This is a genomic window from Streptomyces sp. NPDC005752 (assembly GCF_040630715.1).
Taxonomy (GTDB): domain Bacteria; phylum Actinomycetota; class Actinomycetes; order Streptomycetales; family Streptomycetaceae; genus Streptomyces.
Genome location: NZ_JBEXYB010000024.1, coordinates 43,142 through 68,627, shown reverse-complemented (window position 1 = coordinate 68,627; position 25,486 = coordinate 43,142). Strand labels below are relative to the sequence as shown.

At 70.7% G+C, this 25,486-nt stretch carries 32 protein-coding genes; 12 read left to right on the top strand and 20 right to left on the bottom strand.

Going from position 1 to position 25,486, the window contains the following annotated elements; genetic code table 11:
• Positions 1-7: 7 nt before the first annotated feature.
• The 7 genes from ABZ441_RS21015 to ABZ441_RS20985 form a co-directional block, all read right to left on the bottom strand.
• Entirely contained in the window at positions 8-640 is a 633-nt protein-coding gene (locus ABZ441_RS21015) for a restriction endonuclease subunit S (RefSeq protein ID WP_358976218.1), read from the bottom strand.
• A complete protein-coding gene (locus tag ABZ441_RS21010) occupies positions 637-2,268 on the bottom strand; it encodes an N-6 DNA methylase (RefSeq protein ID WP_358976215.1) in 1,632 nt (543 codons plus the stop codon). Before ABZ441_RS21010 ends, ABZ441_RS21015 begins: the two co-directional genes overlap by 4 nt.
• A 62-nt stretch (positions 2,269-2,330) precedes the next feature.
• Positions 2,331-3,008 carry a hypothetical protein gene (locus tag ABZ441_RS21005; RefSeq protein WP_358976212.1) on the bottom strand — a complete coding sequence of 226 codons (678 nt, stop codon included), beginning with the start codon at positions 3,006-3,008 and terminating at the stop codon, positions 2,331-2,333.
• A gap of 388 nt (positions 3,009-3,396) precedes the next feature.
• Complete coding sequence (locus ABZ441_RS21000) at positions 3,397-3,969, bottom strand: FABP family protein (protein ID WP_205018051.1); 573 nt, start codon at positions 3,967-3,969, stop codon at positions 3,397-3,399.
• Positions 3,970-4,225: 256 nt separating this feature from the next.
• The gene (locus tag ABZ441_RS20995) at positions 4,226-5,215 is read right to left on the bottom strand and encodes a hypothetical protein (RefSeq protein ID WP_358976209.1); all 990 of its coding nucleotides are present in this window, start codon (positions 5,213-5,215) and stop codon (positions 4,226-4,228) included.
• Positions 5,212-6,054, bottom strand: a complete 843-nt coding sequence (locus tag ABZ441_RS20990; protein WP_358976206.1) for a hypothetical protein — start codon at positions 6,052-6,054, stop codon at positions 5,212-5,214. Before ABZ441_RS20990 ends, ABZ441_RS20995 begins: the two co-directional genes overlap by 4 nt.
• Entirely contained in the window at positions 6,051-6,758 is a 708-nt protein-coding gene (locus tag ABZ441_RS20985) for a hypothetical protein (protein WP_358976202.1), read from the bottom strand. Before ABZ441_RS20985 ends, ABZ441_RS20990 begins: the two co-directional genes overlap by 4 nt.
• 195 nt (positions 6,759-6,953) lie before the next feature.
• On the opposite strand from ABZ441_RS20985, the gene ABZ441_RS20980 reads away from it, so the two are divergent.
• Positions 6,954-7,316, top strand: a complete 363-nt coding sequence (locus ABZ441_RS20980; protein ID WP_358976199.1) for a DsrE family protein — start codon at positions 6,954-6,956, stop codon at positions 7,314-7,316.
• 19 nt (positions 7,317-7,335) lie between these two features.
• Here ABZ441_RS20980 and ABZ441_RS20975 read toward each other — a convergent pair whose 3' ends face one another.
• The 8 genes from ABZ441_RS20975 to ABZ441_RS20940 form a co-directional block, all read right to left on the bottom strand.
• The gene (locus ABZ441_RS20975; RefSeq protein ID WP_358976196.1) at positions 7,336-7,713 is read right to left on the bottom strand and encodes a DUF3099 domain-containing protein; all 378 of its coding nucleotides are present in this window, start codon (positions 7,711-7,713) and stop codon (positions 7,336-7,338) included.
• A gap of 119 nt (positions 7,714-7,832) precedes the next feature.
• Positions 7,833-8,120, bottom strand: a complete 288-nt coding sequence (locus tag ABZ441_RS20970; protein ID WP_014154938.1) for a DUF1416 domain-containing protein — start codon at positions 8,118-8,120, stop codon at positions 7,833-7,835.
• Positions 8,121-8,172: 52 nt separating this feature from the next.
• Positions 8,173-9,012: a sulfurtransferase gene (locus ABZ441_RS20965; protein WP_358976191.1), complete on the bottom strand. Its 840-nt coding sequence runs from the start codon at positions 9,010-9,012 to the stop codon at positions 8,173-8,175.
• A gap of 151 nt (positions 9,013-9,163) precedes the next feature.
• Positions 9,164-9,244 (bottom strand): putative leader peptide, encoded by an 81-nt coding sequence (locus tag ABZ441_RS20960; RefSeq protein ID WP_350310325.1) that lies wholly within the window; start codon positions 9,242-9,244, stop codon positions 9,164-9,166.
• 251 nt (positions 9,245-9,495) lie between these two features.
• A complete protein-coding gene (locus tag ABZ441_RS20955; RefSeq protein ID WP_358976188.1) occupies positions 9,496-10,191 on the bottom strand; it encodes a DUF2993 domain-containing protein in 696 nt (231 codons plus the stop codon).
• 148 nt (positions 10,192-10,339) lie between these two features.
• Positions 10,340-11,665 (bottom strand): hypothetical protein, encoded by a 1,326-nt coding sequence (locus tag ABZ441_RS20950; RefSeq protein WP_358976185.1) that lies wholly within the window; start codon positions 11,663-11,665, stop codon positions 10,340-10,342.
• A gap of 10 nt (positions 11,666-11,675) precedes the next feature.
• A complete protein-coding gene (locus tag ABZ441_RS20945; protein WP_205018042.1) occupies positions 11,676-11,930 on the bottom strand; it encodes a MoaD/ThiS family protein in 255 nt (84 codons plus the stop codon).
• Positions 11,931-11,971: 41 nt separating this feature from the next.
• The gene (locus ABZ441_RS20940; protein ID WP_358976180.1) at positions 11,972-12,940 is read right to left on the bottom strand and encodes an alpha/beta hydrolase; all 969 of its coding nucleotides are present in this window, start codon (positions 12,938-12,940) and stop codon (positions 11,972-11,974) included.
• 297 nt (positions 12,941-13,237) lie between these two features.
• Between ABZ441_RS20940 and ABZ441_RS20935 the strand changes: the two genes are divergently transcribed.
• The 6 genes from ABZ441_RS20935 (at position 13,238) to ABZ441_RS20910 (ending at position 18,775) form a co-directional block, all read left to right on the top strand.
• The gene (locus tag ABZ441_RS20935; RefSeq protein ID WP_358976177.1) at positions 13,238-14,041 is read left to right on the top strand and encodes a response regulator transcription factor; all 804 of its coding nucleotides are present in this window, start codon (positions 13,238-13,240) and stop codon (positions 14,039-14,041) included.
• Positions 14,042-14,065: 24 nt separating this feature from the next.
• The gene (locus tag ABZ441_RS20930) at positions 14,066-15,109 is read left to right on the top strand and encodes a LacI family DNA-binding transcriptional regulator (RefSeq protein ID WP_358976174.1); all 1,044 of its coding nucleotides are present in this window, start codon (positions 14,066-14,068) and stop codon (positions 15,107-15,109) included.
• Between the two features lie 94 nt (positions 15,110-15,203).
• The gene (locus tag ABZ441_RS20925) at positions 15,204-16,376 is read left to right on the top strand and encodes a trypsin-like peptidase domain-containing protein (protein WP_358976171.1); all 1,173 of its coding nucleotides are present in this window, start codon (positions 15,204-15,206) and stop codon (positions 16,374-16,376) included.
• Positions 16,377-16,389: 13 nt separating this feature from the next.
• Positions 16,390-16,581: a hypothetical protein gene (locus ABZ441_RS20920; protein ID WP_358976168.1), complete on the top strand. Its 192-nt coding sequence runs from the start codon at positions 16,390-16,392 to the stop codon at positions 16,579-16,581.
• Between the two features lie 47 nt (positions 16,582-16,628).
• Positions 16,629-17,360, top strand: coding sequence for a response regulator transcription factor (locus ABZ441_RS20915; RefSeq protein WP_358976165.1), 732 nt, complete (start codon positions 16,629-16,631; stop codon positions 17,358-17,360).
• The gene (locus ABZ441_RS20910; protein WP_358976162.1) at positions 17,357-18,775 is read left to right on the top strand and encodes a HAMP domain-containing sensor histidine kinase; all 1,419 of its coding nucleotides are present in this window, start codon (positions 17,357-17,359) and stop codon (positions 18,773-18,775) included. The genes ABZ441_RS20915 and ABZ441_RS20910 overlap by 4 nt, the downstream gene beginning before the upstream one ends.
• A gap of 11 nt (positions 18,776-18,786) precedes the next feature.
• Here ABZ441_RS20910 and ABZ441_RS20905 read toward each other — a convergent pair whose 3' ends face one another.
• Positions 18,787-19,329 carry a PIN domain-containing protein gene (locus tag ABZ441_RS20905; RefSeq protein WP_358976159.1) on the bottom strand — a complete coding sequence of 181 codons (543 nt, stop codon included), beginning with the start codon at positions 19,327-19,329 and terminating at the stop codon, positions 18,787-18,789.
• A 32-nt stretch (positions 19,330-19,361) separates the two neighbouring features.
• Positions 19,362-19,808: a helix-turn-helix domain-containing protein gene (locus ABZ441_RS20900; protein WP_358976156.1), complete on the bottom strand. Its 447-nt coding sequence runs from the start codon at positions 19,806-19,808 to the stop codon at positions 19,362-19,364.
• A 310-nt stretch (positions 19,809-20,118) separates the two neighbouring features.
• Here ABZ441_RS20900 and ABZ441_RS20895 point away from each other — a divergent pair, with 310 nt between their 5' ends.
• Positions 20,119-20,517 carry a VOC family protein gene (locus ABZ441_RS20895; protein ID WP_358976153.1) on the top strand — a complete coding sequence of 133 codons (399 nt, stop codon included), beginning with the start codon at positions 20,119-20,121 and terminating at the stop codon, positions 20,515-20,517.
• 73 nt (positions 20,518-20,590) lie between these two features.
• Here ABZ441_RS20895 and ABZ441_RS20890 read toward each other — a convergent pair whose 3' ends face one another.
• Together ABZ441_RS20890 and ABZ441_RS20885 are read right to left on the bottom strand one after the other, a co-directional pair.
• Complete coding sequence (locus tag ABZ441_RS20890; protein ID WP_358976150.1) at positions 20,591-20,785, bottom strand: DUF397 domain-containing protein; 195 nt, start codon at positions 20,783-20,785, stop codon at positions 20,591-20,593.
• Between the two features lie 13 nt (positions 20,786-20,798).
• Positions 20,799-21,650, bottom strand: a complete 852-nt coding sequence (locus ABZ441_RS20885) for a helix-turn-helix transcriptional regulator (RefSeq protein WP_358976147.1) — start codon at positions 21,648-21,650, stop codon at positions 20,799-20,801.
• 246 nt (positions 21,651-21,896) lie between these two features.
• On the opposite strand from ABZ441_RS20885, the gene ABZ441_RS20880 reads away from it, so the two are divergent.
• The gene (locus ABZ441_RS20880) at positions 21,897-22,358 is read left to right on the top strand and encodes an ATP-binding protein (RefSeq protein WP_358976143.1); all 462 of its coding nucleotides are present in this window, start codon (positions 21,897-21,899) and stop codon (positions 22,356-22,358) included.
• Positions 22,359-22,598: 240 nt separating this feature from the next.
• The gene (locus tag ABZ441_RS20875) at positions 22,599-23,675 is read left to right on the top strand and encodes a cell wall protein (RefSeq protein ID WP_358976140.1); all 1,077 of its coding nucleotides are present in this window, start codon (positions 22,599-22,601) and stop codon (positions 23,673-23,675) included.
• Between the two features lie 7 nt (positions 23,676-23,682).
• On the opposite strand, the gene ABZ441_RS20870 is transcribed toward ABZ441_RS20875, so the two are convergent.
• Positions 23,683-24,570 (bottom strand): phosphatidylinositol-specific phospholipase C domain-containing protein, encoded by an 888-nt coding sequence (locus tag ABZ441_RS20870; RefSeq protein WP_358976137.1) that lies wholly within the window; start codon positions 24,568-24,570, stop codon positions 23,683-23,685.
• A 277-nt stretch (positions 24,571-24,847) separates the two neighbouring features.
• Between ABZ441_RS20870 and ABZ441_RS20865 the strand changes: the two genes are divergently transcribed.
• Both ABZ441_RS20865 and ABZ441_RS20860 read left to right on the top strand, forming a co-directional pair.
• Positions 24,848-25,132 carry an AbrB/MazE/SpoVT family DNA-binding domain-containing protein gene (locus ABZ441_RS20865; protein WP_358976134.1) on the top strand — a complete coding sequence of 95 codons (285 nt, stop codon included), beginning with the start codon at positions 24,848-24,850 and terminating at the stop codon, positions 25,130-25,132.
• Between the two features lie 22 nt (positions 25,133-25,154).
• Positions 25,155-25,472: a hypothetical protein gene (locus ABZ441_RS20860; protein WP_358976131.1), complete on the top strand. Its 318-nt coding sequence runs from the start codon at positions 25,155-25,157 to the stop codon at positions 25,470-25,472.
• Positions 25,473-25,486: the final 14 nt, after the last annotated feature.

Genomic DNA, 25,486 nt, shown 5'->3' with positions numbered 1-25,486 from the left:
ATCGAGCTCACTCCGGGGGCACGGACGGGTTCCCGCTCATCAGCAGACCGGCCAGGGACTCGCGCAGCAGCCCCGTCGTACGCGCGATCTCCTCGTGCACCCGGATCTTCTCGTCCAGCGCGCCCAGCACGGCGCCGATCCGCCGCAGTTCACCGGGCGGAGGGAGCACGACCGGCAGGCCGGCCAGCGTGCCGACGGTGATCGACCGGATGGCGCTTCCGGCAGCGTGGCCGTTCATCCAGGCCACGGCGCCCGGCCCGGCCAGGAAGCCGGCCAGGTACGGTGCGGAGGCCGCGTCGGCCGGCCGCAGACAGAGCACGTGGGTGTTGTGGAACCACCCGGTCTCCGCCTCGGTGACCAGGGCGACGCGCCCCACCGTGCCGGTGCGCGTGACGAGGATGTCCCCCGCGCGGACGCGTCCCCGGGTCAGCCCCTCGGCCTGGTCGGCGCCGACGAAGGCGGTGCCCGGGTGGACGATCCGGCGCTCCCGAAGATCGGCAGGCCTCACCAACGGCACCGCGCCCGGCTCCGGCTCCTTCAGGACGTTCACCGGAGTCCCGGCCGACCGCAGCTCGCACAGCTGCGACAGGGGGACGACTCCCCACCCCTGCGGCAGCCCCTCCTCGACGTACGTGGTCACAGTCCGTACTCCTTGAACAGGGCCTCGATGTGCCGGTCGACATCACGTGCACGGTCGCCGAGCTCTGCCAGGCGTCCGGCCAGCGCCCGCACCTGGCCGCCGGTCGCCTCCCGGGACGGCTCGGTTGCCAGGGTGGTCAGGTAGGCGGTCGCACTCAGCGAGTGTCCGTGCGCGCGGATCTCGTCGATGCCGACGATGCGGCTGAGGCCCCTCCGCTCCTCCCGGGACCCGGTGATCCGGACCAGCAGGTCGGTGTCCTCGGCCGCGAGCACACGGCGGGTGCGGGACGCCATGGATCCCAGGCCCGTCGCGTCGAGGAAGAAGACGTCCCTGCAGGAGCCGGCCGGACGCTTCAGGATCCACACGCTCACGGCGACTGCGGTGGCCGGGAAGAGCTGCGGCGGCAGGGCGACCAGGGCCTCGACCGCACCGTCCTCGATCATGCCCCGCCGGATCCGCCGTTCACCGGCGTGCGCGGAGGAAGCCGCGTTGGTGGGCATCACCACACAGGCCCGGCCCCGCTCGGAGAGGCTGTGGACCACGGACTGGAGCCAGTCGTAGTTGGCGTTGTGAGCCGGCGGTTCCCCATAGCTCCAGTGCGGGGCGAGGTGCCCGGAGCCCCTAGTGGTGAGCCGGGCGTTGAACGGGGGGTTCGTCAGAACACGGTCGAACCGGCCCCCCGTGTCCGCGCCGCGGTCCTGTGCCCCCGGCTCCGTGCGCAGGTCGGCCGGCTGGTGCCGTTGCGCGAGATTCATGCCCGCCAGTTCGCAGGGCACGGCCTGGGTCCCGGCACCGCTGACGGACAGCGACGGCGGTACGGGGGCGGACGCTCGCACGGCGTCGACCGAAGCGGCCAGCATCTCCCCGGCCCGGCAGTAGGGGTCGTGCAGGCGCACGGGCGGGCCGTCGCCGGAGGGCGGCCCGGCCATCAGCATCCCGGCCACCGCGCGGGCCACCGACGGGGGGGTCGGCAGCTCACCGGCAGTTCCGCCGGTCACGTCTCCGTAGGCGGCCAGCAGCAGGTCGAACGCCTCCGCGCCGGCCTCGGACTCCGGCGCGGAGGCACCGGCCGGCGCCGCGGGGCCGAGAGCGGCCACGAGTTCCCCGGCCATGCGTGGCGGGCACCTGTCGAGCGACCGGCCGAGCAGGTCCGCCAGGTGGTACGCCCCGTCCTCCCACAGGACGTGCCGCACCGCGCCCACCACGTCCCCCTGCCGGTCCGAGCAGGCGCGCCACACCTCCGGACGCAGTTGACGCACATGGACGAGGGCCATCAGGAACAGCAGGTAGTGATCGTGCGGGATGTGGCCACCGAAGTGCCGCGGATCTGTCGCCAGTGCGCGCACCGCGGCGACGAACCCCTCCGTGGCGTCCTTCCGCCGGAAGCGGTCTCCGTAGGTCGCCCCGGCTCCCTCCCCCGCCTGGCGGGCGTTGGCCGGGATCACCCGGCGGTCCAGCCAGGTCTGCACCTCGGCCTCCGGGAACAACTCGACGTCCTCGTCGCTCCGTGACACCGCTTCGGGGAAGTCGGCGTAACGGCGCTGCCAGTTGCTGACGGCCGGGCGGCGCACCGCCGTGCGGCGGGCGATGTCCGCGCGCGTGACCACGGGTCCGGTGGTGGGCGCCACGAAGTCCTCCAGTGTGGCCCCGGGATGAACCCGGAGCGGTCGGGTGCGGTCGGACCGGACGCTCAGAACCGGGGACGGCGGCTGCCGTCACAGGTCGCCCCGCGGTGGCGCAGCACAGAGGGGAACCGGTCCATCGCACGTGCCTCCGGGACGAGAGCGGGGCTCAGGTACCCGAGCAGGCGGTAGATCTTGGCGTGGTCCGCAGCGAGGTGCCGCGTGTGCACCGGCTCATGGTGCATGACCCGGTTGCGCAGGAGCACCAGGGACCCCAGCGCGTCGTACAGGGTGTCACGTCGCCCTCCGTAGTGGGGGAATGCCTTGTGGACCACCGGCACCCAGAACGTACGGTCGTAACCGGAGCCGCTGCTGAGCAGTGCGGCCCAGAAGCCGAAGGAGAGTTCCGCCACCACGCTGTCCGTCCCCACCGGACCCCGTCCGCGGCGCCGACGGCCGGCGCACTTCGCGCGGGCCTTGGCCACGAGCCTCATGCCCTGCGCGTTGAGCGGCGCCGCCTCCCACCAGTCCGCCCTCCCGTAGTGCTCGGTCAGCACCGTGTTCAGGGCGTTGCGCAGAGCGAGCTCCAGGCAGTGGAGCGGTCCGTAGAGCGCCGCGCACGCCTCGACGTTCCACCAGTACAGCCGGAGGGCCTGCGCGGCATCGCCGCCGCAGGCGTCCCGGTACGGCTCCATCCTCGGTTCCGAGAACGCCCGCCCCATCCATTCCGGCCATGCGTCCGCCATGATGCCCCCCTGTTTCCGGCCCCTGCCGTGAATGACTGCCGCGCACCTCTTGCCCACGTCGCCACCCACCGTGGTACGGTGGGCGACGAACGCTTTGGGTCCGCCTCTGTTTACACGCCGCCCGAAGCACGGCTTACGGAACCCCCAGTCGCGCGCAATGCGACTGGGGGTTCCGCGTTGTCCGGGGCGACCGGACGACGGGCTCCGCAGCGGTCCCTACCGTAGCGAGCCCTGCGCGACGATGCAAGCGCATTGCAGTGCACGCGTATCTGTTAACCCCCACTCGTCCGGCCGTCACCGCCCTCGTCCCCACGCGGGCACGCGAAAGCCCCTGGCACCGTGAAGGTGGCCAAGGGCTCAGGCAGGCCGGGCGGCGGCCCGGACCGGGCTACTTGAAGAACGCGATGCCGTCGTCCGGCATGTCCCCGAGGCTCTTCGCCATGGCGGCGACCTCTTCGGGGGTGACCACCTTCTTCAGGTGCGCCGACATGTACGGCCGCAGTTCCACGTCGGGGGTGGCCTTCTCGCCGACCCACATCAGGTCGCTGTGCACGTAGCCGTAGAGGCGCTTGCCACCGCTGTACGGACCGGAGGCGGCGGTGCGGGCCACCGCGTCGGTGACGATGTCGATCTGCGGCTTCTGCTTCGCCAGCTCGCCGTACCAGACCTCGACGATGCCCTGGTCACGCACCATGACGATCTCGACCTTGCGGTCCTTGTCGATGCGCCAGTAGCCGGACTCGGACTCGAGCGGCTTGACCTGGTTGCCCTCGGCGTCCAGAACCCAGGAGTGCGAGACGTATTCGAGGAAGTCGCGGCCGTCGTGGCTGAAGGTGACTTCCTGGCCGAAGTTGCACTTCTCGGCGCCGGGGAAGTCGGAGACGCCGGCGCCCGCCCAGTTGCCGAGGAGGAAGGCCAGCGGTACGAGGTCCGGGTGGAGGTCGGACGGAATCTCGATCATGAGCGGCTCAGACGATCTGTGAGGGTGTACGGAAGGTGTTCGGCGAGGGTCAGCGCTGGCCCTGGTACAGCTTCTTCACGGTCACGGCGGCGAAGGCGAGCACGCCGACGCAGACCAGCACCAGCAGGGCGGAGAAGAAAGCCTCAAGCACGGGAGCTCCTCGGAACGAACGACATGACGGCAGCGGACGGCCGGGCCCTCAGCCTAATGGGTGGGGGCCCGGCACGGCGGCCCGGGGTTTCCCGGGCCGGTCGCGTCAGCCCAGGAGCTGGTTCTGCAGGACGACGGTCTGGTGGAAGGGAACGGCTTCCGTGCCGCCCGCACCCTTGCGTGCCTGGACGACCAGGGCGACAGTGTCCCCGGCCAGCACATAGGCGTGACGGACCTGCTCGGCCCCGTGGGGCACGACCTCGGTGAAGGACTGCGCCGCGGTGAACTCGGGCCCGTCCACGACACTCCAGTCCTCGTCGGGGGAGGACGCGGTGGTCCCGGCGAGCGGAAGTGGCCGGGAGGCGTCCTCGAGCAGCTCGTCGCGGAACGCGGTGGAGTACGCCACGGAGTTGAACCGGAGCAGATAGATCCGGGACGACGTGCCGTCCGGCATGGTCCAGCCGCGGGCCGCTATGTGGCGCAGAGCAGAGTCCTCCAGCCGCTGGGTCATTGCGGCCCGCTCGTCCTTGCCGTACTCGGCGGCGTACCGGGCGATGTCCACCCAGCCGCCGTCGAGCTTCTTGTCCACGGTGGCACCGGCGGGTGCGGGCAGCAGCAGGCGTCGCAGGTCGGCGTGGTGGACCTCGGCGGCGTTGGAATCGCTGAACGGGCGGGGCGCATCAGCGGGCAGGGCCGGGAGGCTCAGCTCCGGGTAGTCCCAGCGCCCGTCGTCGCGCGTGCCGAGCCCCGGTACGTCGGTGCGCTCCATCGATGTGATGCCGACGGCCGTCCCCGCGCCGAGCCCGCCGAGCACCAGCACGGCGGCCGTCCACCGGAGCACCGCGCGCAGGACGCGGCGCGGTGGCCGGGGCGTGGTGGGCGCGGGTGCCTGTGCGGGGACCGGGGGGACCTGCGGGACCGGGGGGAGGAGGGTGGCTGTTGCGGATGCCGGTTCCGGGGTCGCCGCAAGGGCCGGTGCGGGTACCGGTCCCGGCGCGACGGCCGGCCCCGGTGCCTCCGCCGGTCCAGGTACGGCGGCTGGTTCCGGCACGGAGGCGGTGGCCGTGTCGACCGGTTCGGCCGTCTGCTCGGTCATACGTACTCCCCCGGGGACTTGATGTGGTCCAGCTGGTCCTTCAGCAGCTCGGCGACGGCCGCCTTGTCGACGGGCTTGACGCCGGTTGCCCGGACGCTGATGCTCAGCTCCCCGTCGTATGCCGCGCACACCATTTCCTCGATGTCGCCGGCGCTGTTTTCGGGCTGCAGATAGCAGGCCGCGTTCCGGGTGTGGCCCTTGACCTCAGGGCCCTCCCGGAAGATGCCCAGGGCGTCGAACAGCTCCGTCCGGAAGGTGTGGAAGCTCCGCACGGCCTTCTTGTCCTTCATCCGCATGATCTGGGCGTGCACCTCCAGGTCGTTCTCCTGCGTGGCGTACGAACGGACGGCGAGACCCTGCACCCGCAGCTTGTCGATCCGCTTGTCGTAATCCCGGCGCTCCTTGCCCGCGAGCCCGCGGTTGCCCTCCTTCATCGCGGCGACGGCCCGCTCACCGTCCACCTCGTCGTCGTTGCCGTACTCGCCGTCGTCCGGGCCGAGCCGGTAGCCGGCGGGCACGGGCAGCATCAGCTTGCTCAGCGCGGTGTCCGCCCTGCCGCGGCTGGTGTCCCGCGCGGGGTCCTTCCCCGGCTCGCGCGCGGACACCTTCCAGACGGTCGTCTCCACGCTGCGGTCGGCCTCGTCGACCGTGGCATGTGTATAACCGGCAGCGACGCCGACCGCGCCGAGCACCAGCAGGGCGGGAAGGGCCGTGAGCAGTTTCCGCCGGACGCGCCCGGGACCCGCGGGGGAGTCCTGAGCGCCGGACGCACCCGGGACGTCCGCCGTCTCCGGGTGCGGGGCCGCCTCGGAGGTCACCGGAGGGGAGATGTCGTTCACAGGCGCTCCAGCTGTTGCTCGGCCAGCGTCCGGATGTCCTTCTTGCTGATCGGCCTGGTGTCGAACAGATTGATCTCGATCATGATGTCGCCGCGGTGCATGACGGCCCGTGCCCGGTAGAGGGACAGGAAGCCGGGCTGCGGTCGGGGCACGTCGTAGACGTAGTAGCGGCCCTCTCCGCTGCCCTTGACCAGGTCGCCCTCGTTGCCGCCGCCTCCCTCCGTCTCGGACGAGTACCAGCGCTGACCGTCGGCGAACTCGGCTGCCGCGTTGTCCACCCCGGAGGCGAACTGGACGAGCTGGATCGTGGCCTCACGGTCCGAGCCCTTCTTCCAGGCAGCCCCTGCGATGCGACGCACGCCGGACTCCAGGAAGTACTCGAACGTGTCGCCTTCGTTGTCGAACCAGTGAGCGAGGGTGCCGACGCTCATCCAGCCGTCGTTCAGCCATTCGGCCCCCTCGTTCTCGCTCCATCCCGCTGGGCGGTCGATCAGCAGGTCGCGCAGATCGCCGTCGGTCCGGACCTGACGGTCCTGCGAGGCGGGCAACGGGGCAGGGGCCTCGCCCGCGGGAAGCGCCTCCGCGGGGTATGCCAGCTCCGTCTGTGAAAGGGCGGGCAGCGGCGTCGGCGGCCTCTCCGCCTGGATGCCGTAGCCGACCGCGGTGCCGCCGGAGATCCCGAGCAGTGCGGCGGCGGCGATCATCAGGGTCGTCGTACGGCCCCGAGGACGCGGGCGTCCAGGGGTGGAAGGCGGCTCGTCCGGCGCACCGGCAACGATGTCGTTCGGTTTCAAAAGGGTCCCCCCAAGAGACCTGAGGCACAGATTCCCTTACCTGCGCACACAACTGACCCACAGGACACAGGGGAGGTTGCCCCGCCGCGGATTACAGTTCGGCACATGCCGAAGAAGCTAGTGATCAAGGTGACCGCCGGAGCCGATGCCCCGGAGCGCTGCTCGCAGGCCTTCACCGTGGCGGCCGTGGCCGTCGCCAGCGGGGTGGAGGTCTCTCTGTGGCTGACCGGCGAGTCCGCCTGGTTCGCGCTGCCGGGGCGCGCCGCCGAGTTCGAACTGCCGCACGCCGCGCCGCTGCCCGATCTGATCGACTCGATCCTGACGGGTGGCGGGGTCACCCTCTGCACACAGTGCGCGGCGCGACGGGACATCACGGAGAAGGACGTCCTGGAGGGCGTGCGGATCGCGGGGGCCCAGGTCTTCGTGCAGGAGGCCATGGCGGACGGCACCCAGGCCCTCGTCTACTGATCCTCGGAAGCCCGCGGTCCTACCTGCGGCGCTTCCTGCCGTCCAGCTCGTCCCACCACGCGTCCGACGTCGGGTCGCCCGTGGGCTCCTCCCGGGGCGAGCGGGGCCGGGAATCCGGGGCGGGCGGGGAGTCCGAGGACGAGGAGGGCGGGGAGACCGAGGAGGCCCGGGGGTCCGAGGGGGGCCGGGGCTCCTGGGACGGTTCGTCCCACCAACGGTCCTCAGGCCCGCGGCGGTTGGCAACGATCGCCGCGACGGGCGGAATGACCATGGCGACCACGCACATCGCGACGGCCGCCGGAATCGACCAGAGACGCACGAAGGCCCAGGCGGAGACGAAGAGGAAGAGGCATCCGCCCATCATCAGGAAATAGGCGCGCCTACGCCGGGCGTACATGTGTCCAGCGTAGAGCGCTCCGGCGCCCGAGCGCATGTGGACGGCACGAAGGGCCGCACCCCCGTCAGGTGGCGTCCAACCCCCTGGGGTGCGGCCCTCCGGCCGTCGGTGCGCGTGGACTACACGGCGATGGCGACCTCGGCGAGGCCGCCGGTCTGCGCCACGACCGTACGGTCGGCGGTGCCGCCCGGGACCAGGGCGCGGAGCGTCCAGGTGCCCTCGGCCGCGTAGAAGCGGAACTGTCCGGTCGCCGAGGTCGGGACCTCGGCGGTGAACTCACCGGTCGAGTCCAGCAGACGGACGTAGCCGGTGACGGGCTCACCGTCGCGGGTCACGCTGCCCTGGATGGTCGTCTCGCCCGGCTTGATCGTCGAAGCGTCGGGGCCACCGGCCTGTGCTCCACACATGGTGTTCTGTCCTTCTGGTCGGGGTCCTGCGGTACGAATGACTGCGGGGGAACTACTTGTTGGCGCCGAGCTCGATCGGCACACCCACGAGGGAGCCGTACTCGGTCCACGAACCGTCGTAGTTCTTGACGTTCTCCTGGCCGAGGAGCTCGTGCAGCACGAACCAGGTGAGCGCGGAGCGCTCACCGATGCGGCAATAGGCGATGGTGTCCTTGGAGAGGTCCACCTGCTCGTCCTCGTACAGGGCCTTGAGCGCGTCGTCCGACTTGAACGTGCCGTCGTCGTTGGCGTTCTTCGACCACGGGATGTTGCGGGCGCTCGGCACGTGGCCGGGGCGCTGCGACTGCTCCTGCGGGAGGTGCGCCGGGGCGAGCAGCTTGCCGCTGAACTCGTCGGGCGACCGCACGTCGACGAGGTTCTGGCTGCCGATGGCGGCCACGACGTCGTCACGGTAGGCGCGGATCGACTCGTCCTGGGCCTTGGCCTTGTACTGCGTGGCCGGGCGCGACGGGACCGCGTCGGTCAGGTCGCGGGAGTCGAGCTCCCACTTCTTGCGGCCGCCGTCGAGCAGCTTGACGTTCTCGTGGCCGTAGAGCTTGAAATACCAGTACGCGTACGAGGCGAACCAGTTGTTGTTGCCGCCGTAGAGGACGACCAGGGTGTCGTTGCCGATGCCCTTCTCGGACAGGAGCTTCTCGAAGCCGGCCTGGTCGACGAAGTCACGGCGGACCGGGTCCTGGAGGTCCGTGGTCCAGTCGATCCGGATCGCGTTCTTGATGTGGTTCTTCTCGTACGCCGAGGTGTCCTCGTCGACCTCGACGATGGCGACCTGCGGGTCGTCGATGTGGGCCTCGACCCAGTCGGCGTCGACCAGAACGTCTGCGCGGCTCATGTGATTCTCCTCCGGGGCAGTCTGCGGCGGGGTGGTGCGATGGAGCGGAGTGCGAGGTGTACGCGCAGGCGCTTCGAGCGGAACGCGTACGGAAGGCACGGGGCGGCCCTGACAGCGTCGAAGGGCCGGGGGAAACGGGAGAGGGTCCCGCTCAGAAGGTGCGACAGAGCATGGCGGCGACGCGGCACAGGTCTACTGCCCGCCGCTTCGTGAGGTCCGCCTGTCGCTTCATGTGTCCGATCGTAGGGAGGTACGGGCGGAGATGTCACCGTCGTGTCATATGATGAGACACGATCGTCCGTCATGCGAGATACGGATGCGACCGACCGCCTCGGACGACCCGGAATCCGGCGGTCGTCGCGCATCGGTCTCCCGCGGGGCGGGCCAGGCGTCTCAACATCTGGATCCGCCGTCCGGATCGCCCCGCGCGAAGCGTCTGACCCCGCCCGTCCGTGTCCTCCGCGGCCGGGTCAGGTCACGTCGTCATCCCGCGAGCCGGATGTCGGCGCCCGACATCGATATCTCCAGGCCGCCGGGTGTCACCTCGATCTTCTCCAGCTTCAGACCGTCGGGCAGTCCGCCGATCCCGCGCTCGAAGTCGGTCTTCTTCCGGACCAGTCCCTCCAGGCCGGGGATGCCCTCGCCGGGGACCTCGTCGGCGCGCACCCGGACGGTGTCGCCGTCGACCAGGGTGACCGTGGAGAGCACGCTGCGCGTGACCGTCTGCTCCACCAGCGGGATCCGGACCGAGCCGGTGACCTTGACCTTGCCGTCGCCGCCGTAGGCGACCGTGACGCCTTCGTCGGCCGCCTCGGTGAGGGCCGCGTACGAGAGGAGGGCCGTCCCCGTGGCCCGGGAGGCCGTCGCGCTGGTGTATCCGGCGCCCAGCGTGACCTGCCGCAGCTGGGCCTCGATCTCACTGATCCGTATCTCACGCCCGGCAGCACTGGCGCGGATGTCCTTCACCGTGACGTCCACACGGTCGAACTTCGAACCGGCCACCTGGGTCAGGAAGGGGAAGCCCTTGATGGAGACCTCGGTCGAACCGGCCTCGGCGCCTCCGAAGGCGACCCGCCCCTCGGCCTCCGACTCCGCGAAGTACACGGCGGCGCGGTCGACGGCGACGAAGACGCCGCCCAGCACCACGGCGATGATCAGCAGTACGCGCAGTGCTCGCATGTGTGTTGTTCCCCCACTCGGACCGGCCGGACCCTGTTGCACGTGAGGCTACTGCCGCCGCGCGGTGTGCCCGCAGTGATCGACGAGTGGGAGGCCCGGCCGGTTCCCCGGCGACTGCGGGGCAGGAGTCGAGGGAACGCGGGAGTCGTCAGGCGATCGCACGGCCGATCAGATAGACGGCGGGAGCCGCGGCGGTGAGCGGCAGTGCGACTCCTGCCGTCATGTGCACGAAGCGGGACGGGTAGTCGTAGCTCGCGACCCGCAGCCCGATCAGCGCGCAGCCGCCGGCCGCGAAGCCGAGCAACGCGGACTGCGCGCCGAAGTCCGTGACCACCCCGCCGGCCAGGCCCGCTCCCGCCGAGGCGAGCAGCGCCACGACGACCGAAGCCGGTCCGGGCAACGGCAGGGCCCTGACGAGCACGGCCACCGCGACCGCGATGCCGCCCACCGTCACGGCGTCCGGCACGGCCGCCAGGTGGCCGGCGGCCAGCACGGCGAGTGCGGCCGACGCCACGGTCGCCGTCAGGCCGTACATCCGCTCGTCGGCCCCGGCCCGGCTGCGCAGCTGGAGGACGAGGGTGAGCAGCACCCAGACACCGAGCGTGCCGAGGATGGCCGCAGGGGCGTTGCTCCGGCCCGCCGCGAGCAGCACGGCGTCGGCCACGACACCGCCGGCGAACGCCAGCATGATGCCCTGCCTGGCCGGCCACATGCCGTTGAGCCGGAACCATCCCGCGGCCGTCACGGCCTGGAGCAGTACCAGGGGCACGAGCAGGGCGTACGGGCCGATCGCGGCGCCCAGCGCGAGGAGCAGGCCAAGCCCCGCGGTGATCGCGGCGGGCTGCATCCCCGGCGCGATGATCGGCGAACGTCCCTCGGCGCGGGCCCGCTGCGCGTCGGTGATCCGGCTGTTGCCCAGGGTGCTGGGCGCGCTGTAGTCGGCGTGGGCGGAGGCGGCCGCCCGGGCGTCCGGGGCCGGCGGTGCTGCCGGGGCCGCCGGGGCCGCCGGGGCCGCCGGGGCCGCCGGGGCCTCGGGCGGCAACGGGTAGGCGCCCTGGGAGCTCTGCGCGGCGGGCACGGCAGGGGCCACGGGCGCGGCCCGGTGCTGCGGCCGGACCGTCGGCTGGTACTGGGTGTCCCAGGTCTGCCCCTGCCACGTCTGGGTCACACCTTGGTCCTCCGGGGCCCGGGGGGTTCCCTGCTCCGGGTACACGGCGGGCTGCTGCTGGGCGTACGGCTGCTGCTGATCCTGCCCGTACGCGGGCTGAGCGGGCTGGCCGTACGCGGGCTGACCGTACGCGGGGTCGTAGGGCTGCTGCCCGTACGCGGGGTCGTAGGGCTGCTGCCCGTACACCGGCTGCTGCGGAGGCTGTCCGTCGTAGGCGGGCTGCCCGTGCGAGTCAGAGGGCTGCTGCCCCTGATGCTGCTGCGCGTGTCCCGGGTCGTACGGATACTGCTGATCGCTGTTGCTCATGGTCTGCGGTTCACCCTCCTGCGAACGGCGGGAGCACCTCGACCGTGCCGCCCTCGGCAAGCCGTACGGTCTCATGACCACGGGTCCCCACAGGATTCCCGTCGATCAGGAACGAGCATCGGAGCAGTACGCGCGTCAGCTCACCTGGGTGCCGTTCGCGCACCCCGTCGAGCGCCTCGGCGAGTGTCCGCGCCGTGTAAGGCTCCTCCGCGGTCCCTGCGGCGGCCTTGGCCGCGGCCCAGTAGCGGATCGTCCCCGCTGCCATGGCGGCACCCCTTTCGTCGTGCGTCGACTGTCCATCATGGATCACGCCGACTCCGTCCAGTCGGCGATACGGGCCAGCAGTTTCCCGTCGGCGGCGTTCTCGGCGTGCCCCATGCCGTGTTCCAGCCAGAGTTCCGCTCCGTCCCCCGCCGCCTCCACGAGCATCCGCGGGTGGTCGACGGGGAAGTACGGGTCCCGGTCGCCGTGCACGATCAGCAGCGGTGCGGTGATCAGTGGGACGGCCTCCACCGGCGAGAGCGGCACGGGGTCCCAGTCCTCGCGATGGATGCGCGTACGGAAGCCGTAGCGGCCCACGAGCCGGCCCGTGGGCCGGGTGACGACCCAGTGCAGGCGGCGCATCGGGGCCGTGCCGCGGTAGTACCAGCGTGCGGGCGCGCTCACGGCGACGACCGCGTCCGTGTGTGCGTCGGCATACGCGCCTGAATGCGCCTCCCCGCGCCCCTCGTGCGCCCTATGCGCCCTGTGCGCCTCTGTGCGCCTCTGCACCCGTTCGGCCCCCGCCACCAATTCCGCGTTTCCGTCACCGTTCCCGGACCCGCCGGCTTCGGGCGCCGTATACAGAGCGGCGTGCCGGAGCACCACGGAACCGCCCATCGAGAAGCCGACCGTGACGACGCGCCGGTGTCCCAGCGACCGCGCCCAGGTGACCGCGGCCGCCAGGTCCAGCACCTCGCGGTCGCCCACCGTGGATCGTCCGCCGGACCTTCCGTGGCCACGGAAGGAGAACGTGATCACGGCCGCACGCTGGGCGAACACCTCCGCGGCCCGCCGCAGTGCCGGCCGGTCGACGGAGCCGGTGAAGCCGTGCGCGAGGACCACGGCTGTCCCGGCCGGGACAGCGCTCCCGGGAGCGCCGGAACCCGCCGTACACGGGGTGTACACCGCCTCGATACGGACCCCGTCACCGGTCAGCAACCTGGCGCGCCGGGGTGCCCGCGTGATCGAGGGAACAGAAGAACTCGGGAATCGGCCCTCGGACAACGAACTCATGTGGGCTATTCTGCTGCGAAGAGGATCCGGGCAAAGCAGCCCCCGGATCCTTTTGTGCTTTCCGGGCGTTGTTACGGCAGCGTTTCGGCAAGCTCAGCGGTCCCCGGGCGCGGGACCGCACAGTGAAAACCGTATGACGGCCGTCGCAGGTGACGGCCGTACGGGAGTACGAAGCAGTGCCGCATACTCCCCCGGGTCCGACCCGGGAGTGCCCCTCTCGCAGGGAACGAGGAGGACCGACGTAATGGGCGAGCTGAACGTGCACGATCGACCGACGACCCAGGCAGGTGGGCGGCGATGAGTTCACTGCTGCTTCTGACGAATGCCCTTCAACCGTCGACGGAGGTGCTCCCCGCCCTCGGCCTTCTGCTGCACAGCGTGCGGGTCGCCCCCGCCGAGGGACCCGCGCTCGTCGACACCCCGGGTGCCGACGTCATTCTCATCGACGGCCGCCGCGACCTCCCGCAGGTGCGCTCGCTCTGTCAGCTCCTGCGGTCCACCGGGCCGGGCTGTCCGCTGATCCTCGTCGTGACGGAGGGCGGGCTCGCCGCCGTCACCGCCGACTGGGGCATCGACGACGTGCTGCTGGACACCGCGGGTCCCGCCGAGGTCGAGGCCCGGCTGCGGCTGGCCACCGGCCGCCAGCAGATCACCGCCGACGACTCCCCCATGGAGATCCGCAACGGCGACCTCTCGGTCGACGAGGCGACGTACAGCGCCAAGCTCAAGGGCCGGGTCCTCGACCTGACCTTCAAGGAGTTCGAGCTCCTCAAGTACCTCGCGCAGCACCCCGGCCGGGTCTTCACCCGCGCCCAGCTGCTCCAGGAGGTCTGGGGGTACGACTACTTCGGCGGCACCCGCACGGTCGACGTCCACGTGCGGCGGCTGCGGGCCAAGCTCGGCCCCGAGCACGAGTCGCTCATCGGCACCGTACGCAACGTCGGCTACCGCTTCGTCACCCCCGAGAAGGCGGACCGCGCCTCCGAGGAGGCCAAGGCCAGGGCGGCGTCGGAGCCCGTGGGCGAGCCGGTCACCCGTTCGGAGCAGTCCGTGGAGACGGACACAGCCGAAGAAGCCCCGGTCCGGCCTGCCAAGCGGTAGGTCGATCCGCGTAGACTGCCGCGCGTGGCCAAGGTGACGCGGGACGATGTGGCGAGACTGGCGGGGACCTCGACAGCGGTCGTCAGCTACGTCATCAACAACGGACCCAGGCCGGTCGCCCCGGCCACGCGCGAGCGGGTGCTCGCCGCGATCGCGGAGCTGGGCTACCGGCCCGACCGGGTCGCACAGGCGATGGCCTCGCGGCGCACCGATCTCATAGGGATGATCGTGCCGGACGCCCGGCAGCCGTTCTTCGCCGAGATGGCGCACGCGGTCGAACAGGCGGCGGCCGAGCGCGGGAAGATGGTGCTCGTCGGCAATTCGGACTACCGCGACGAGCGCGAGGTCCACTACCTGCGGGCCTTCCTCGGCATGCGGGTCTCCGGACTGATCCTGGTCAGCCAGGGCCCCAGCGAACGGGCGGCGGCCGAGATAGAGGCATGGGACGCCCGCGTCGTCCTGCTGCACGAACGCCCCGAGGCGATCGACGACGTCGCGGTCGTCACCGACGACGTCGGCGGCGCCCAGCTCGCCACCCGCCACCTGCTGGAACACGGCAACGCCTACGTGGCGTGCCTCGGCGGCACCGAGTCGACCCCGGTCGTCGGCGACCCGGTCGCCGACCACATCGAGGGCTGGCGCCGGGCGATGCAGGAGGCCGGGCTGCCGACGGAGGACCGGCTCTTCCACGCGCCGTACAACCGTTACGACGCCTACCAGGTGGCCCTCAAGCTGCTCTCCGGCCCCGACAGGCCCCCGGCGATCTTCTGCTCCACGGACGACCAGGCCATCGGGGTGCTGCGGGCCGCGCGCGAGCTGCGGATCGACGTGCCGGGTGAGCTCGCGGTCGCCGGCTTCGACGACGTGAAGGAGGCGGGGCTGACCGATCCGCCGCTGACGACGGTCTTCTCGGACCGCCCGGCGATGGCCCGGGCGGCGGTGGACCTCGTCCTCGACGACTCGCTGCGGGTCTCGGGGTCACGGCGCGAGCGGCTGAAGCAGTTCCCGTCCGCGCTGGTGGTGCGCCGGTCGTGCGGTTGCGGCGAACCGACGGTCACCGGGCGGTAGCGGAAAGCGCCCTTATATCGGGCATACACGGTTCTGCCGGGCTTCTCAGCGGGTACTCAGGCTGTTCTCATGTTCGCTGTCCACGCTCGTAGACATGACCGACAGCCACCGCCCGAGCGGCGAGTACCCGATGCCCCCCTCGCACGACAACGGTCCGTACGACAACGGTTCGTACGGCACAGGCTCCTCGCACGGCGGCGACCCGTACGGCACCGGCTCGCACGGCGGTGACCCGTACGCCGGTGGCCAGGCGGCCTACCCGCCGCCCCCGGCCTACGGGCCCGAGCGGCCGACCACCGAGGTGCCCGCCGCCGCCCACGCCTGGCCCACACCGGCGCCCTGGCCCGCCCCGGTCGCGGACGCCCCGAAGCCCGAGCGCCGGGTCAAGCGCCCGCTCGCCCTCCTGGCTGCCGTGGCGATCGCCGCGGCAGCGGTCGGCGGCGGCACCGCCACTCTCATCGGCGAGCTCGCGGGCGGCAGCTCCGGCAGCTCCGGCTCCAGCGGTGTCGTCAACGGGACCACCGTCTCGCAGAGCAGCGCCGGCACCGTCTCCGGTGTGGCGGCGGCCGTGTCGCCGGCCATAGTCGAGATCAGCGCCACGTCCTCGTCCGGCGAGGCCACCGGTTCCGGCGTGGTCATCACCGGGGACGGCGAGATCGTCACCAACAACCACGTCATCTCCGGCGCCTCCAAGATCGAGGTGGCCCTCAGCACCGGGAAGACGTACACCGCCGACGTCGTCGGCACCGACGCCGGCAAGGACCTGGCGCTCATCAAGCTCCAGGGCGCGAGCGGGCTGAAGACGGCCTCGCTGGGCGATTCCTCCTCGGTGAAGGTCGGCGACCAGGTCGTGGCCATCGGCTCGCCCGAGGGGCTCACCGGCACGGTCACCAGCGGCATCGTCTCCGCCCTGGACCGCGACGTCACGGTCGCCAAGGACGAGGACCAGAGCCAGGGCCAGCAGCAACAGGGCGGCCAGAACTGGCCGTTCGAGTTCGGCGGTCAGCAGTTCAACGGCGAGACCGGTTCGTCCAAGACGACGTACAAGGCCCTCCAGACCGACGCCTCGCTCAACCCCGGCAACTCCGGCGGCGCCCTGATCAACATGAACGGCGAGATCATCGGCATCAACTCCGCGATGTACTCGCCCAGTTCGTCCAGCACCTCGGGCAGCTCGGCAGCGGGCAGCGTGGGCCTCGGCTTCGCCATCCCGGTCAACACCGTGAAGGCCGACCTGGACACCCTGCGCGCCGGCGACGGCTCCTGACGAAAAGGCCCCCATGAACCCCGACACCGCCCCCTTGGCCGCCGGCCCGTCCGATCTGGCCCTGCCGCTCGCGCTGGCCTCCGAACTGGCCGCCTCGGCCGCGTCCGCGTCGGCGCCCGCTTCCGCCCGTCCGCCCGAGATCCGCAGTGCCACCGGCCGGGGACGACGCGCCGCGCGACGCCGCGCGGCGGCCGTGCAAGGCTGAGAGCGCAGCACACAGCACCCGTCACGCCGAAGGAAGAGGACGAAGCGATGAGCCCCGCCGAAGACGATCCGCAGCGCGTTCTGATCGTCGACGACGAGCCCGCCGTACGCGAGGCCCTGCAGCGCAGCCTCGCGTTCGAGGGCTACGGCACCGAGGTGGCCGTGGACGGCTACGACGCCCTGACCAAGGCCGAGTCGTACGCTCCCGACCTGATCGTCCTGGACATCCAGATGCCCCGCATGGACGGCCTCACCGCCGCCCGCCGTATCAGGTCCACCGGCTCGACCACGCCCATCCTGATGCTCACCGCCCGCGACACCGTCGGCGACCGGGTCACCGGACTCGACGCCGGCGCCGACGACTACCTGGTCAAGCCCTTCGAGCTGGACGAACTCTTCGCCCGCATCCGCGCCCTGCTGCGCCGCAGCTCCTACGCCGTCACGGCGGACGGGGCCCTTCCCGACGACGACGTGCTGTCCTTCGCGGACCTCCGCATGGACCTCAACACACGCGAGGTCACCCGGGGGGCCCGCCCGGTGGAGCTCACCCGAACCGAGTTCACCCTCCTGGAGATGTTCCTGGCCCACCCCCGGCAGGTGCTGACCCGCGAACAGATCCTCAAGGCCGTCTGGGGATTCGACTTCGAGCCCAGCTCCAACTCCCTGGACGTGTACGTGATGTACCTGCGCCGCAAGACGGAGGCGGGCGGCGAGCCGCGTCTGGTGCACACGGTGCGGGGCGTCGGGTACGCCCTGCGCTCGGGTGGCGGTGACGGGTGACCGGCCTGCCCCGCCGGCTCCGCGCCCTGCCGCTGCGCTCACGGCTCGCACTGCTGGTCGCCATCGCGGTGGCGGTGGCGGTGGCGGCGGTGGCCGCCGCGTGCTGGTTCGTGACGCGGCAGGAGCTGGAACACCAGCTGGACGAGTCGCTGCGCAGCTCGAAGGTGGACCAGCCCTACCTGGCGAACCTGTACACGTACTGCAACGGCGGCACCTCGCTGCCACCCCGGCCCTTCACCGGTGTGACGGTCCAGCTCATCGACTCCCAGGGCACGGTCTGCATCGCCCCGGGAACGTCGAAACTGCCGGTCGGCGACGAGGACCTGGAGGTGGCCAAGCGGCAGCGGACCTACGCCCTGCACTCGGTGACGGCCGAGGGCGGCGAGGACATGCGGGTCTACACCTCCCAGCTGGATGTCCGGGGCGGACCGGGGACGGAGTCCGGCACCCTCGCGGTCTCGATCGCGCGCCCCATGAGCGAAGTCACCGAACCGCTCTCCACTCTCGCCTGGGTCCTGCTCCTCGTCTCCGGCATCGGCGTCTTGGGCGCGGGTGCCGCCGGTCTGTGGGTCGCCCGTACCGGCCTGCGACCGGTCGACGATCTCGCCCGAGCCGTCGCGCACGTGGCCGAGACGGAGGACCTGACCCTCCGGATCCCCGCCGAGGGCGAGGACGAGATCGCGCGCCTCTCCCGGTCCTTCAACTCCATGACCAGCTCCCTGGCCACCTCCCGCGACCGCCAGTCGCAGCTCATCGCGGACGCCGGGCACGAACTGCGCACCCCGCTCACCTCGCTCCGCACGAACATCGAGTTGCTCGCCCGCAGCGACGACACGGGCCGAGCGATCCCGCCCGACGACCGCAAGGCCCTGATGTCCTCGGTCAAGGCGCAGATGACAGAGCTGGCCGCCCTGATCGGCGACCTCCAGGAGCTCTCGCGGCCGGACGCCACCCAGCCCGGTCCCCTCCAGGTGGTCGCGCTGCACGACATCACCCGGACCGCCCTGCAACGCGCCCGGCTGCGCGGCCCCGAGCTGACCATCACCGCCGAACTGGCCCCCTGGTACGTACGCGCCGAGCCCGCCGCACTGGAGCGGGCGGTCGTCAACGTGCTGGACAACGCGGTGAAGTTCAGCCCCACGGGCGGAACGATCGAGGTCGTCCTGCACCGGGGCGAACTGACCGTGCGGGACCACGGACCCGGCATCCCCGCCGAGGACCTCCCGCACGTCTTCGACCGCTTCTGGCGCTCGCCGTCGGCCCGCCAGCTGCCCGGCTCAGGTCTCGGCCTCTCCATCGTGGCCCGCACGGTCCAGCAGGCGGGCGGCGAGATCGGCCTGACCCCGGCCGAGGACGGCGGCACGGTCGCCTCGATCCGGCTCCCGGGAGCGCCCCAGCCGCCGCCGGGGCAGTGAGAAGGATCCGTTCAAAGGCGGCGGCGGAACTCGGCGGCGAACTGAGGGGCTCCCCCGGCATCCAGCCTGTCCAGCAAACCGTGCAGGTCACGCGGCTCGCGGCGGTATCGACTCACCTGCACCCGAAGAACGGAGCTCACCTCTGCGGGGGCGAGGTCGAGCAGATCCAAGAGGAAATCGTCCGGGCGCAGCACTTCGATCTCGAACGGCTCCGAAGCCTCTGGGGGGAAGTCCTTCACGTTCAGGGTGACGACGCCATGCGCCTGGCCGCGTACGGCTGCCGCCAGCACATGACGATCCTTGGGGTCGTTCGTCATGGCCGGCATGAGCGCCGCGTATCCGGACACGAGACTGTCCGGGAAGGTGTCCGACATTGCGCTGACCAGCCCCTTGGCCTTGACGTCGCCGATTCGTTCGGCGACGTTCCTCGTCAGCTCGTCAAGGATGTCGTTGGACCAGAGAGGCTCGTAGAGCTCCGCCTCGGCGAGGCGCAAAAGCGTGTCCCTCAGGTAGTTGGGGAAGAGGACGCAAGTGTCCAGGACGACGCGCTGCACATCGCTCCAGTCGATTCGGCTTACTCAGTCGATCAGTTGTCGTACAGACCCGCGTCTTCGGTCAGCTCGGACAGCCGGTCAAGGCCCCTGCGGCGCTGCGAACGCCGCTTCTCCTTGTATGCGAGCACATCTGCCAGCAGCACCCGGCGGTGCCGGCCAGGGCGGGAGAAGGGGACGCTTCCTTCGTCCAGGATCTTGACGAAAGTCGGTCGGCTGACCCCTAGAAGGTCGGCAGCCTCCTGAGTGGTGAGCGTGGTGTTCACCGGGGCGACGGTCACGGCTTTGCCTTCCGACAGTGCCCTCACCACCACCACCAAAGCTTCGTAGACCTCCGACGGCAGGGTGCGCGTACTGCCGTCGGGACCACGCAGCAGTGCAGGCTCCACCGCTTGGGGCGTTCGATCGAGGAAAGCGCAGAGCTCAGCGATCTCCGCACGGTGTTCGGGCAGGAGAGTGCGGTCTTCCGTGGTGCCGTGCATGCTCTGTCTCCTTTGAGGGTCTGCCAAGCATGGCATAATTCGAAAGAAACGCAAGCGAGAGACCTTTGGCGAGTGCGGGCGGCGAGATCGGCCTGAGCCCGGCCGAGGGCGGCGGCACGGTCGCCTCGATCCGGCTCCCGGGAGCGACCCAGCCGCCGCCGGGGCGGTGAGAAATCCGGTCCCGGCACCGCCTCGGGACGGGACGGGAAGATGTCGCGGAGGGCGGTCGACCCGGGCGGGTCGCAGGCTTCCGTGTTTATGCCGGTCATCATGCAAGATCCGAAAGCGACGGCCTGGCTAGGCTGCTCTCATGCTGAGACTCGGAATCCCTGTCATCGGTGTCACGGACCTTCCCCGCGCAGTGGCCTTCTGGACCGCGGCCTTGAACCTGGTCGCCGCTCAGGAGGGGGAGAGCGAAACGTGGCGGACGCTCAACCGCCCCGACGGATCCGGCCGGGCCCTTGGCCTGCTGCGCAGCGCCTCACCCGTCGAGCCGCGGCCCCGCCTCCATCTGGACCTGTTCGTGGATTCTGCCGAGGAACAGCGAGCGGAGATCCGGAGGCTGGTCGGTCTCGGCGCGCGGACCGTCGAATGGGACCTCTACCCGCCTGAGCCCGACTTCGTCGTTCTCGCCGACCCGGACGGAAACATCTTCTGCGTCGTGGACCTGAGCCATGCGCCCAGCGGCGGACACGAGTCGGCGACCTGACACCCGCGCTCCCCTCGCCGAGTCCGGCCACCCGGCCGTCTGCGCCCCGGCCCCCGAGCGAACACCCTCCCGCTCAGGCCAGGTCGTCGAACTCGCCCTCCTTGGCCCCGCCGAGGAAGGCCCGCAGCTTTGCCCGGGTGGTGCGCACGACCACGTCCGGGTTGTCGCTCTCGCGCAGCAGTATCTCGCCGTCGTGCTCGGCCAGTTCGAGGCAGTCGGAGCCCTCGGCGTTCGAGGACTTCGAGGACTTGCGCCACTGGATTTCCATGACCCCTACGCCTTCATACTTGTTGTGCGATCTTTCGAATGAAGTCCCGCGAACGAACCGGGTCGAGTGACCGCTCCTCCGTCCGGTCCAGCGCGACCCGCCAGTTCACCAGACTCGTTTCCGCATCGAGGAATGACGAACCGGTCGCGGTGTCCACCTGCACGGTGTCCAGTTGCTGCACGGGCCCGTACACGTAGTGTGCCGAACTGCTCGCGAACGGGAAACCGCCCGCAGCGAAGGGGATCGCTCGGACCGTGACGTTGTCACGGTCGGATTCCTGCAGCAGGTGCGCAAGCTGGCCGCGCGCCACGGCCGGGTTTCCATAGGTCATTCGCAGCGCGGCCTCGTGAATCAGGAACACGCAGGCGAGCGGATCCTGCCGGTCCAGGACATCGCGGCGTTGCAGCCGGTGGGATACCTGCCGCCGTTGGCGCGCCGGATCGGGCGGCGGAACGCTTTCGGCGAAGACACTGCGGGCATAGTCCTCGGTCTGGAGCAAGCCAGGCATATACATGACCTGCACAGATCGAATGGCAGCAGCGTGGTGCTCCAGCTCGGCCAGATCGAGCGCGTCGCTGGACAGCTCGCCACGGTGATGTTCCCACCAACCACTCACCCGCTCCGCAGCCATGGCGGCGAGAGCATCGACGTATGCCGCGTCAGGGCATTGGTAGTGGTCGGCCCAGGCGCGTACCCGCTGAGGGCTCACCCCGAATCGCCCTGATTCGGTGTTGCTGATGGCGGTGCGATCTGCTCCCAAGCGCTCTGCGGCCTGGGCCAGCGTCAGGCCTGCATGCTCTCTGACTCTGCGCAGCTCGGAGCCCAGCCGGCGCTGCCGCACCGTGAGCAACTTCCTTGGCGGCATCAGAGCCTCCTCTCATCGGATCTCAGTGTGGCCGTACCCGATCCATCGGACGTTCGTTACTCAAATTATCGGATGTCGTATCACTAGTTATGGACTGTGAATGGCTCCGCGAAGACACCGCACCACATGCCATCCGCCCGAAGTGCGGCCGTGTCAGAGCACCTTGAGACGAGTGCGTCCGTACGGCCACCACCACGGTCAACGAGCAGCGCGCCCGTACGGAGCGCACCACGTGGGGAGAACGACATGACCAGCGTCCACACCACCGCACCCTCCGCATCGCCGTACCGGAAGGACGGCGAGGACTACCGGCTCTCCCTGCCCAGCACCGCACGTTCGGCCGGGATCGCCCGGCACTTCGTCACCTCACTACTCACGGGCACCCAGCACAGCGGCATCGTCGACGATGCCCGCCTCTGCGTCACCGAGGTCGTGGCGAACGCCCACCGCCACACCCGCACTTCACTGATCCGTGTTCATGTGGCGATCGGTCCGGAGCAGGTGACCGTCTCCGTCGCCGATGACGCGCCCTGGACCGCACCCCCGGCAGGCGGGTTCCGCACCGGCCCCGCGCAGGAGTGCGGGCGGGGGCTGATCCTCCTGGAAGCGCTGGCCTCGGCGTGGGGATCGGACGTCTGCGGGTGCTGCGCCCCCTGCCACAAGGCGGTGTGGTTCACCCTCTCCGGAGACGCGAAGCCTGCCGCATAGCGCTCATCTCGTCTGCCCGCACGGCGGTTGCGGCCTGACAGCCCGCCGTGATTCACCGGCAGGCCCGGTCACCGGCCCGCCCCACTCCTACGGAACCTGATGCGCCGCACCACCGGCGCGGCCTCGCGCTGCGCTCCTCCCGCATGCCCTGGTCCGGCACACGTCCCCGTTCCCCGCGCCTTCCAGGAGGTCGACTCGACCTCCGCCCGCCACGCCCGACCGCGTGCGTGGCTGCCTGCCGTGGCCTGGATGACCGCCGAGGGCCTCCACCCGCGCGCGAGCGGAACCACACTTGCCGTGGCCCGGGATCTCGCTGCGCGGATGGACTACCGGCGGGGACTCGTCCTGTACGACCTCGAAGGCACCGCAGCCCGGTGCGGAGTGTCGACAGCGACGGTGAAGCGCCATGTCCGGGTCCTGCGGGAGCTGGGCGCGCTGGCATGGCACCGGCACGGAACGAAGAGAAACCTTCGGCTCCCGGGGCGCGCCTACACGGCTACGGCAACCATCTACGCGGCGACGATCCCGGCCGCGTACGACGAGGCGATGGGACACCGGCTCGACGGCACCGGCTACGGCGCCCGACTGCTCGGGGTGACGGACAGGGGGCGGCTGCGCGCGGTCAGCGCCGTCCGCGCCGCGTCGCACCCTGTGGAAAAGCAGCGCACGAACACCGTCTGTCCCGGGGAGCGTGCACCCCATTCTCTTGGGCCCCACCACGACGTCCCTCCTGCTGAACTCGACGGTGGGATCAACTACACCTCGCGGGCGAACCGAAGCACCAGAAGAGTCAGGAACGGAGGCCGCCCGTCGCTCCGGAGCCCGTGGCAGGCGGCCCGCGACATCGAGGTCGCCCGGCAGGTCCGACCGCTCGTCGGCTGGACACAGCCGGAGGGGCTCCGCCGCCTGGCCTTCGCCCTGCGCCCATTGATCGACCGCGGCCTTGAGGCCCATGACATCGCCGCGGAACTCATCGGCCTGGCCGTCGACTGGCGTCCCGCACGGCCTGCCGCGTACATCACCGCCGCTCTCGCCCGGGACCGGCGGACCGAGACGGTCCGCCCGCCGGACAAGGAGCTCACGGCCGACCCGGCTGCTCACCAGGAGTGGCAGCGGTGGCTGGACAACCGCCGGGTCGACGCTCCCGCCCGCACGGACGACGACCGCCGCCACGCCCGCCTCTACGCGTGGGACCGGTGGCCCGAGGTGGCCGCCCACTACGACGAGGGCCCCGACGACGCCCTGGACCTCTACGGAACGCGGCTGTGCGCCTACGCCGTCAAGCGGGCCGCACACACGGCTGCGTCCCCGGCGTAGGAACGCCTCAGCCAGCCGGGTTGTGCCGGATCAGCGACTCGACCAGGCCCGAGCGGGTCGCCGGGTAGTCCAGCAGGACGATTCCGAGGCCGGTCCAGCCCGTCGCCTCCGACCCGTCGAGGAACGCGTGCACCTGCGGGTTGAGCCGGTCGGAGTTCCAGCGCGGCGGCAGCAGGGCCGCCGTGCTGACGTAGTTCATGAACAGCTTGCCGGGCTGTTGGGCTGCCTTGCGGAACTGCGCTTGGATCTTCGGGTACTTGGCTCCCGGCTCGGCCATGTAGTCGTCCTGGATGTCGAAGAGCGCCGGGTCTGCGTACCGGACCCCGGGCAGACCGCCGTTGTCGGCGAGGACGACCACCTTGCCGCGTGCACCGCCGAGGTCCGGGAGGGTGGAGTCGAGACGCAGGAGCGGGCGCCAGCCCTTGTCGTCGAGGTAGATGTCGAAGATCCGCCGGAACGCGGCGTCGCTCTCCTCCGAGTACTCCTGCTTGACGCGCATCAGCACGGTCTCCGAAGGGTGCCTGGCCAGGAAGTCCCGGCAGGCACCAAGGACGTCGTCGAAATTCAGGTTCTGGTAGTAGGCCCCGTGGTGGATCGCGTACGCGTCACCGCTGATCCGGCACCGGACGTCGAGAAAACGTATGCCGCTGTCCAGTTGCTGGGCCACGGTCGTGTTCTGGCACGCCGTCCAGGGGCCGCCGTAGCGCGCACCGGCGTTGTGCGTCCCCGGGATCGTGAGGCGTCGCAGCGGGGTGGAGTCGGCTATGCCGCCCATCCAGTCCTGCGTGCCGAGCGCGCGGGAGGCGGCTGCGGACGTCCCGCCGAGGAGGACTCCGGCGGTGACTGCGAGCGAGCCGGTGAGAAAGCTCCGGCGGGTGGCGGTGTACGGACTCATGGGCGTGTGCCTCCGGGGGCCGTGGGGGCTCGAATTATGTCGGGCACACCTCAATGACGGAACAGGGTCGTCTCGCCACCGACGCCCGCGTGGCCGGAACCCGTCGACCACCGTCCGACCGCGCCCCACCGCCCGACCGGATCGCCGCCGGGAGCCCTCCCAGGAGGCAACCCCGGCAACAAGCAACGCAATGCACGATTGCGAATTTCCCAAACTCGCAATATTCGCATTTCGCGCTACCTTGGCGAGGATGGCGACAGAGGTAGGAGGTCATTGCGTGACTGGAGCCACAGCCATACTGCGAAAGAACGGGCAGATCACACTGCCCAAGGCCATTCGGGCAGCCCTCGGGGTGAACCAGGGCGACGAAATCGAGTTCGAGATCACCGGCGCCGGTGAAGTGACGGTGCACGGACTCACCAAGATCCGCTCCGACCAGGCCTGGTTCTGGACTCCGGAGTGGCAGGAGGGCGAGCGCAGAACCAGCGAGGACATCGCTGCCGCTCGCACCGCCGTCCACGAGGACACGGACAGCATGTTCGCGCACCTCGACGAAGACTGACCCCTGACACCGGGAGGCCCGATTGCCCACTTCTGAGACGGCTGCCCACTTCAAGCGCGACTTCAAGGCCTTGAAGCCTGAGGAGCGGAAGCGCTTCGAGGACGTCATCCGGAAGAAGTTCGTTCCGGATGTGGAGTTGGGGCAGTTCCGACCCGGACTCCGGGTCAAGCCGGTTCAGGGCATCTCCTTGCCGCAGGGCGCACGCCCTGTCATGGAGATGACCTGGGCGCCGGACGGTCGTGCCACCTGGCAGTACGGAGACGAAGTCCGTCCCGGGGAGACTCACATCCTGTGGCGCCGAGTGGGGGGCCACGACATCTTCGTCCCCGGGCCGGCCTGAACAAGCCGACGGCC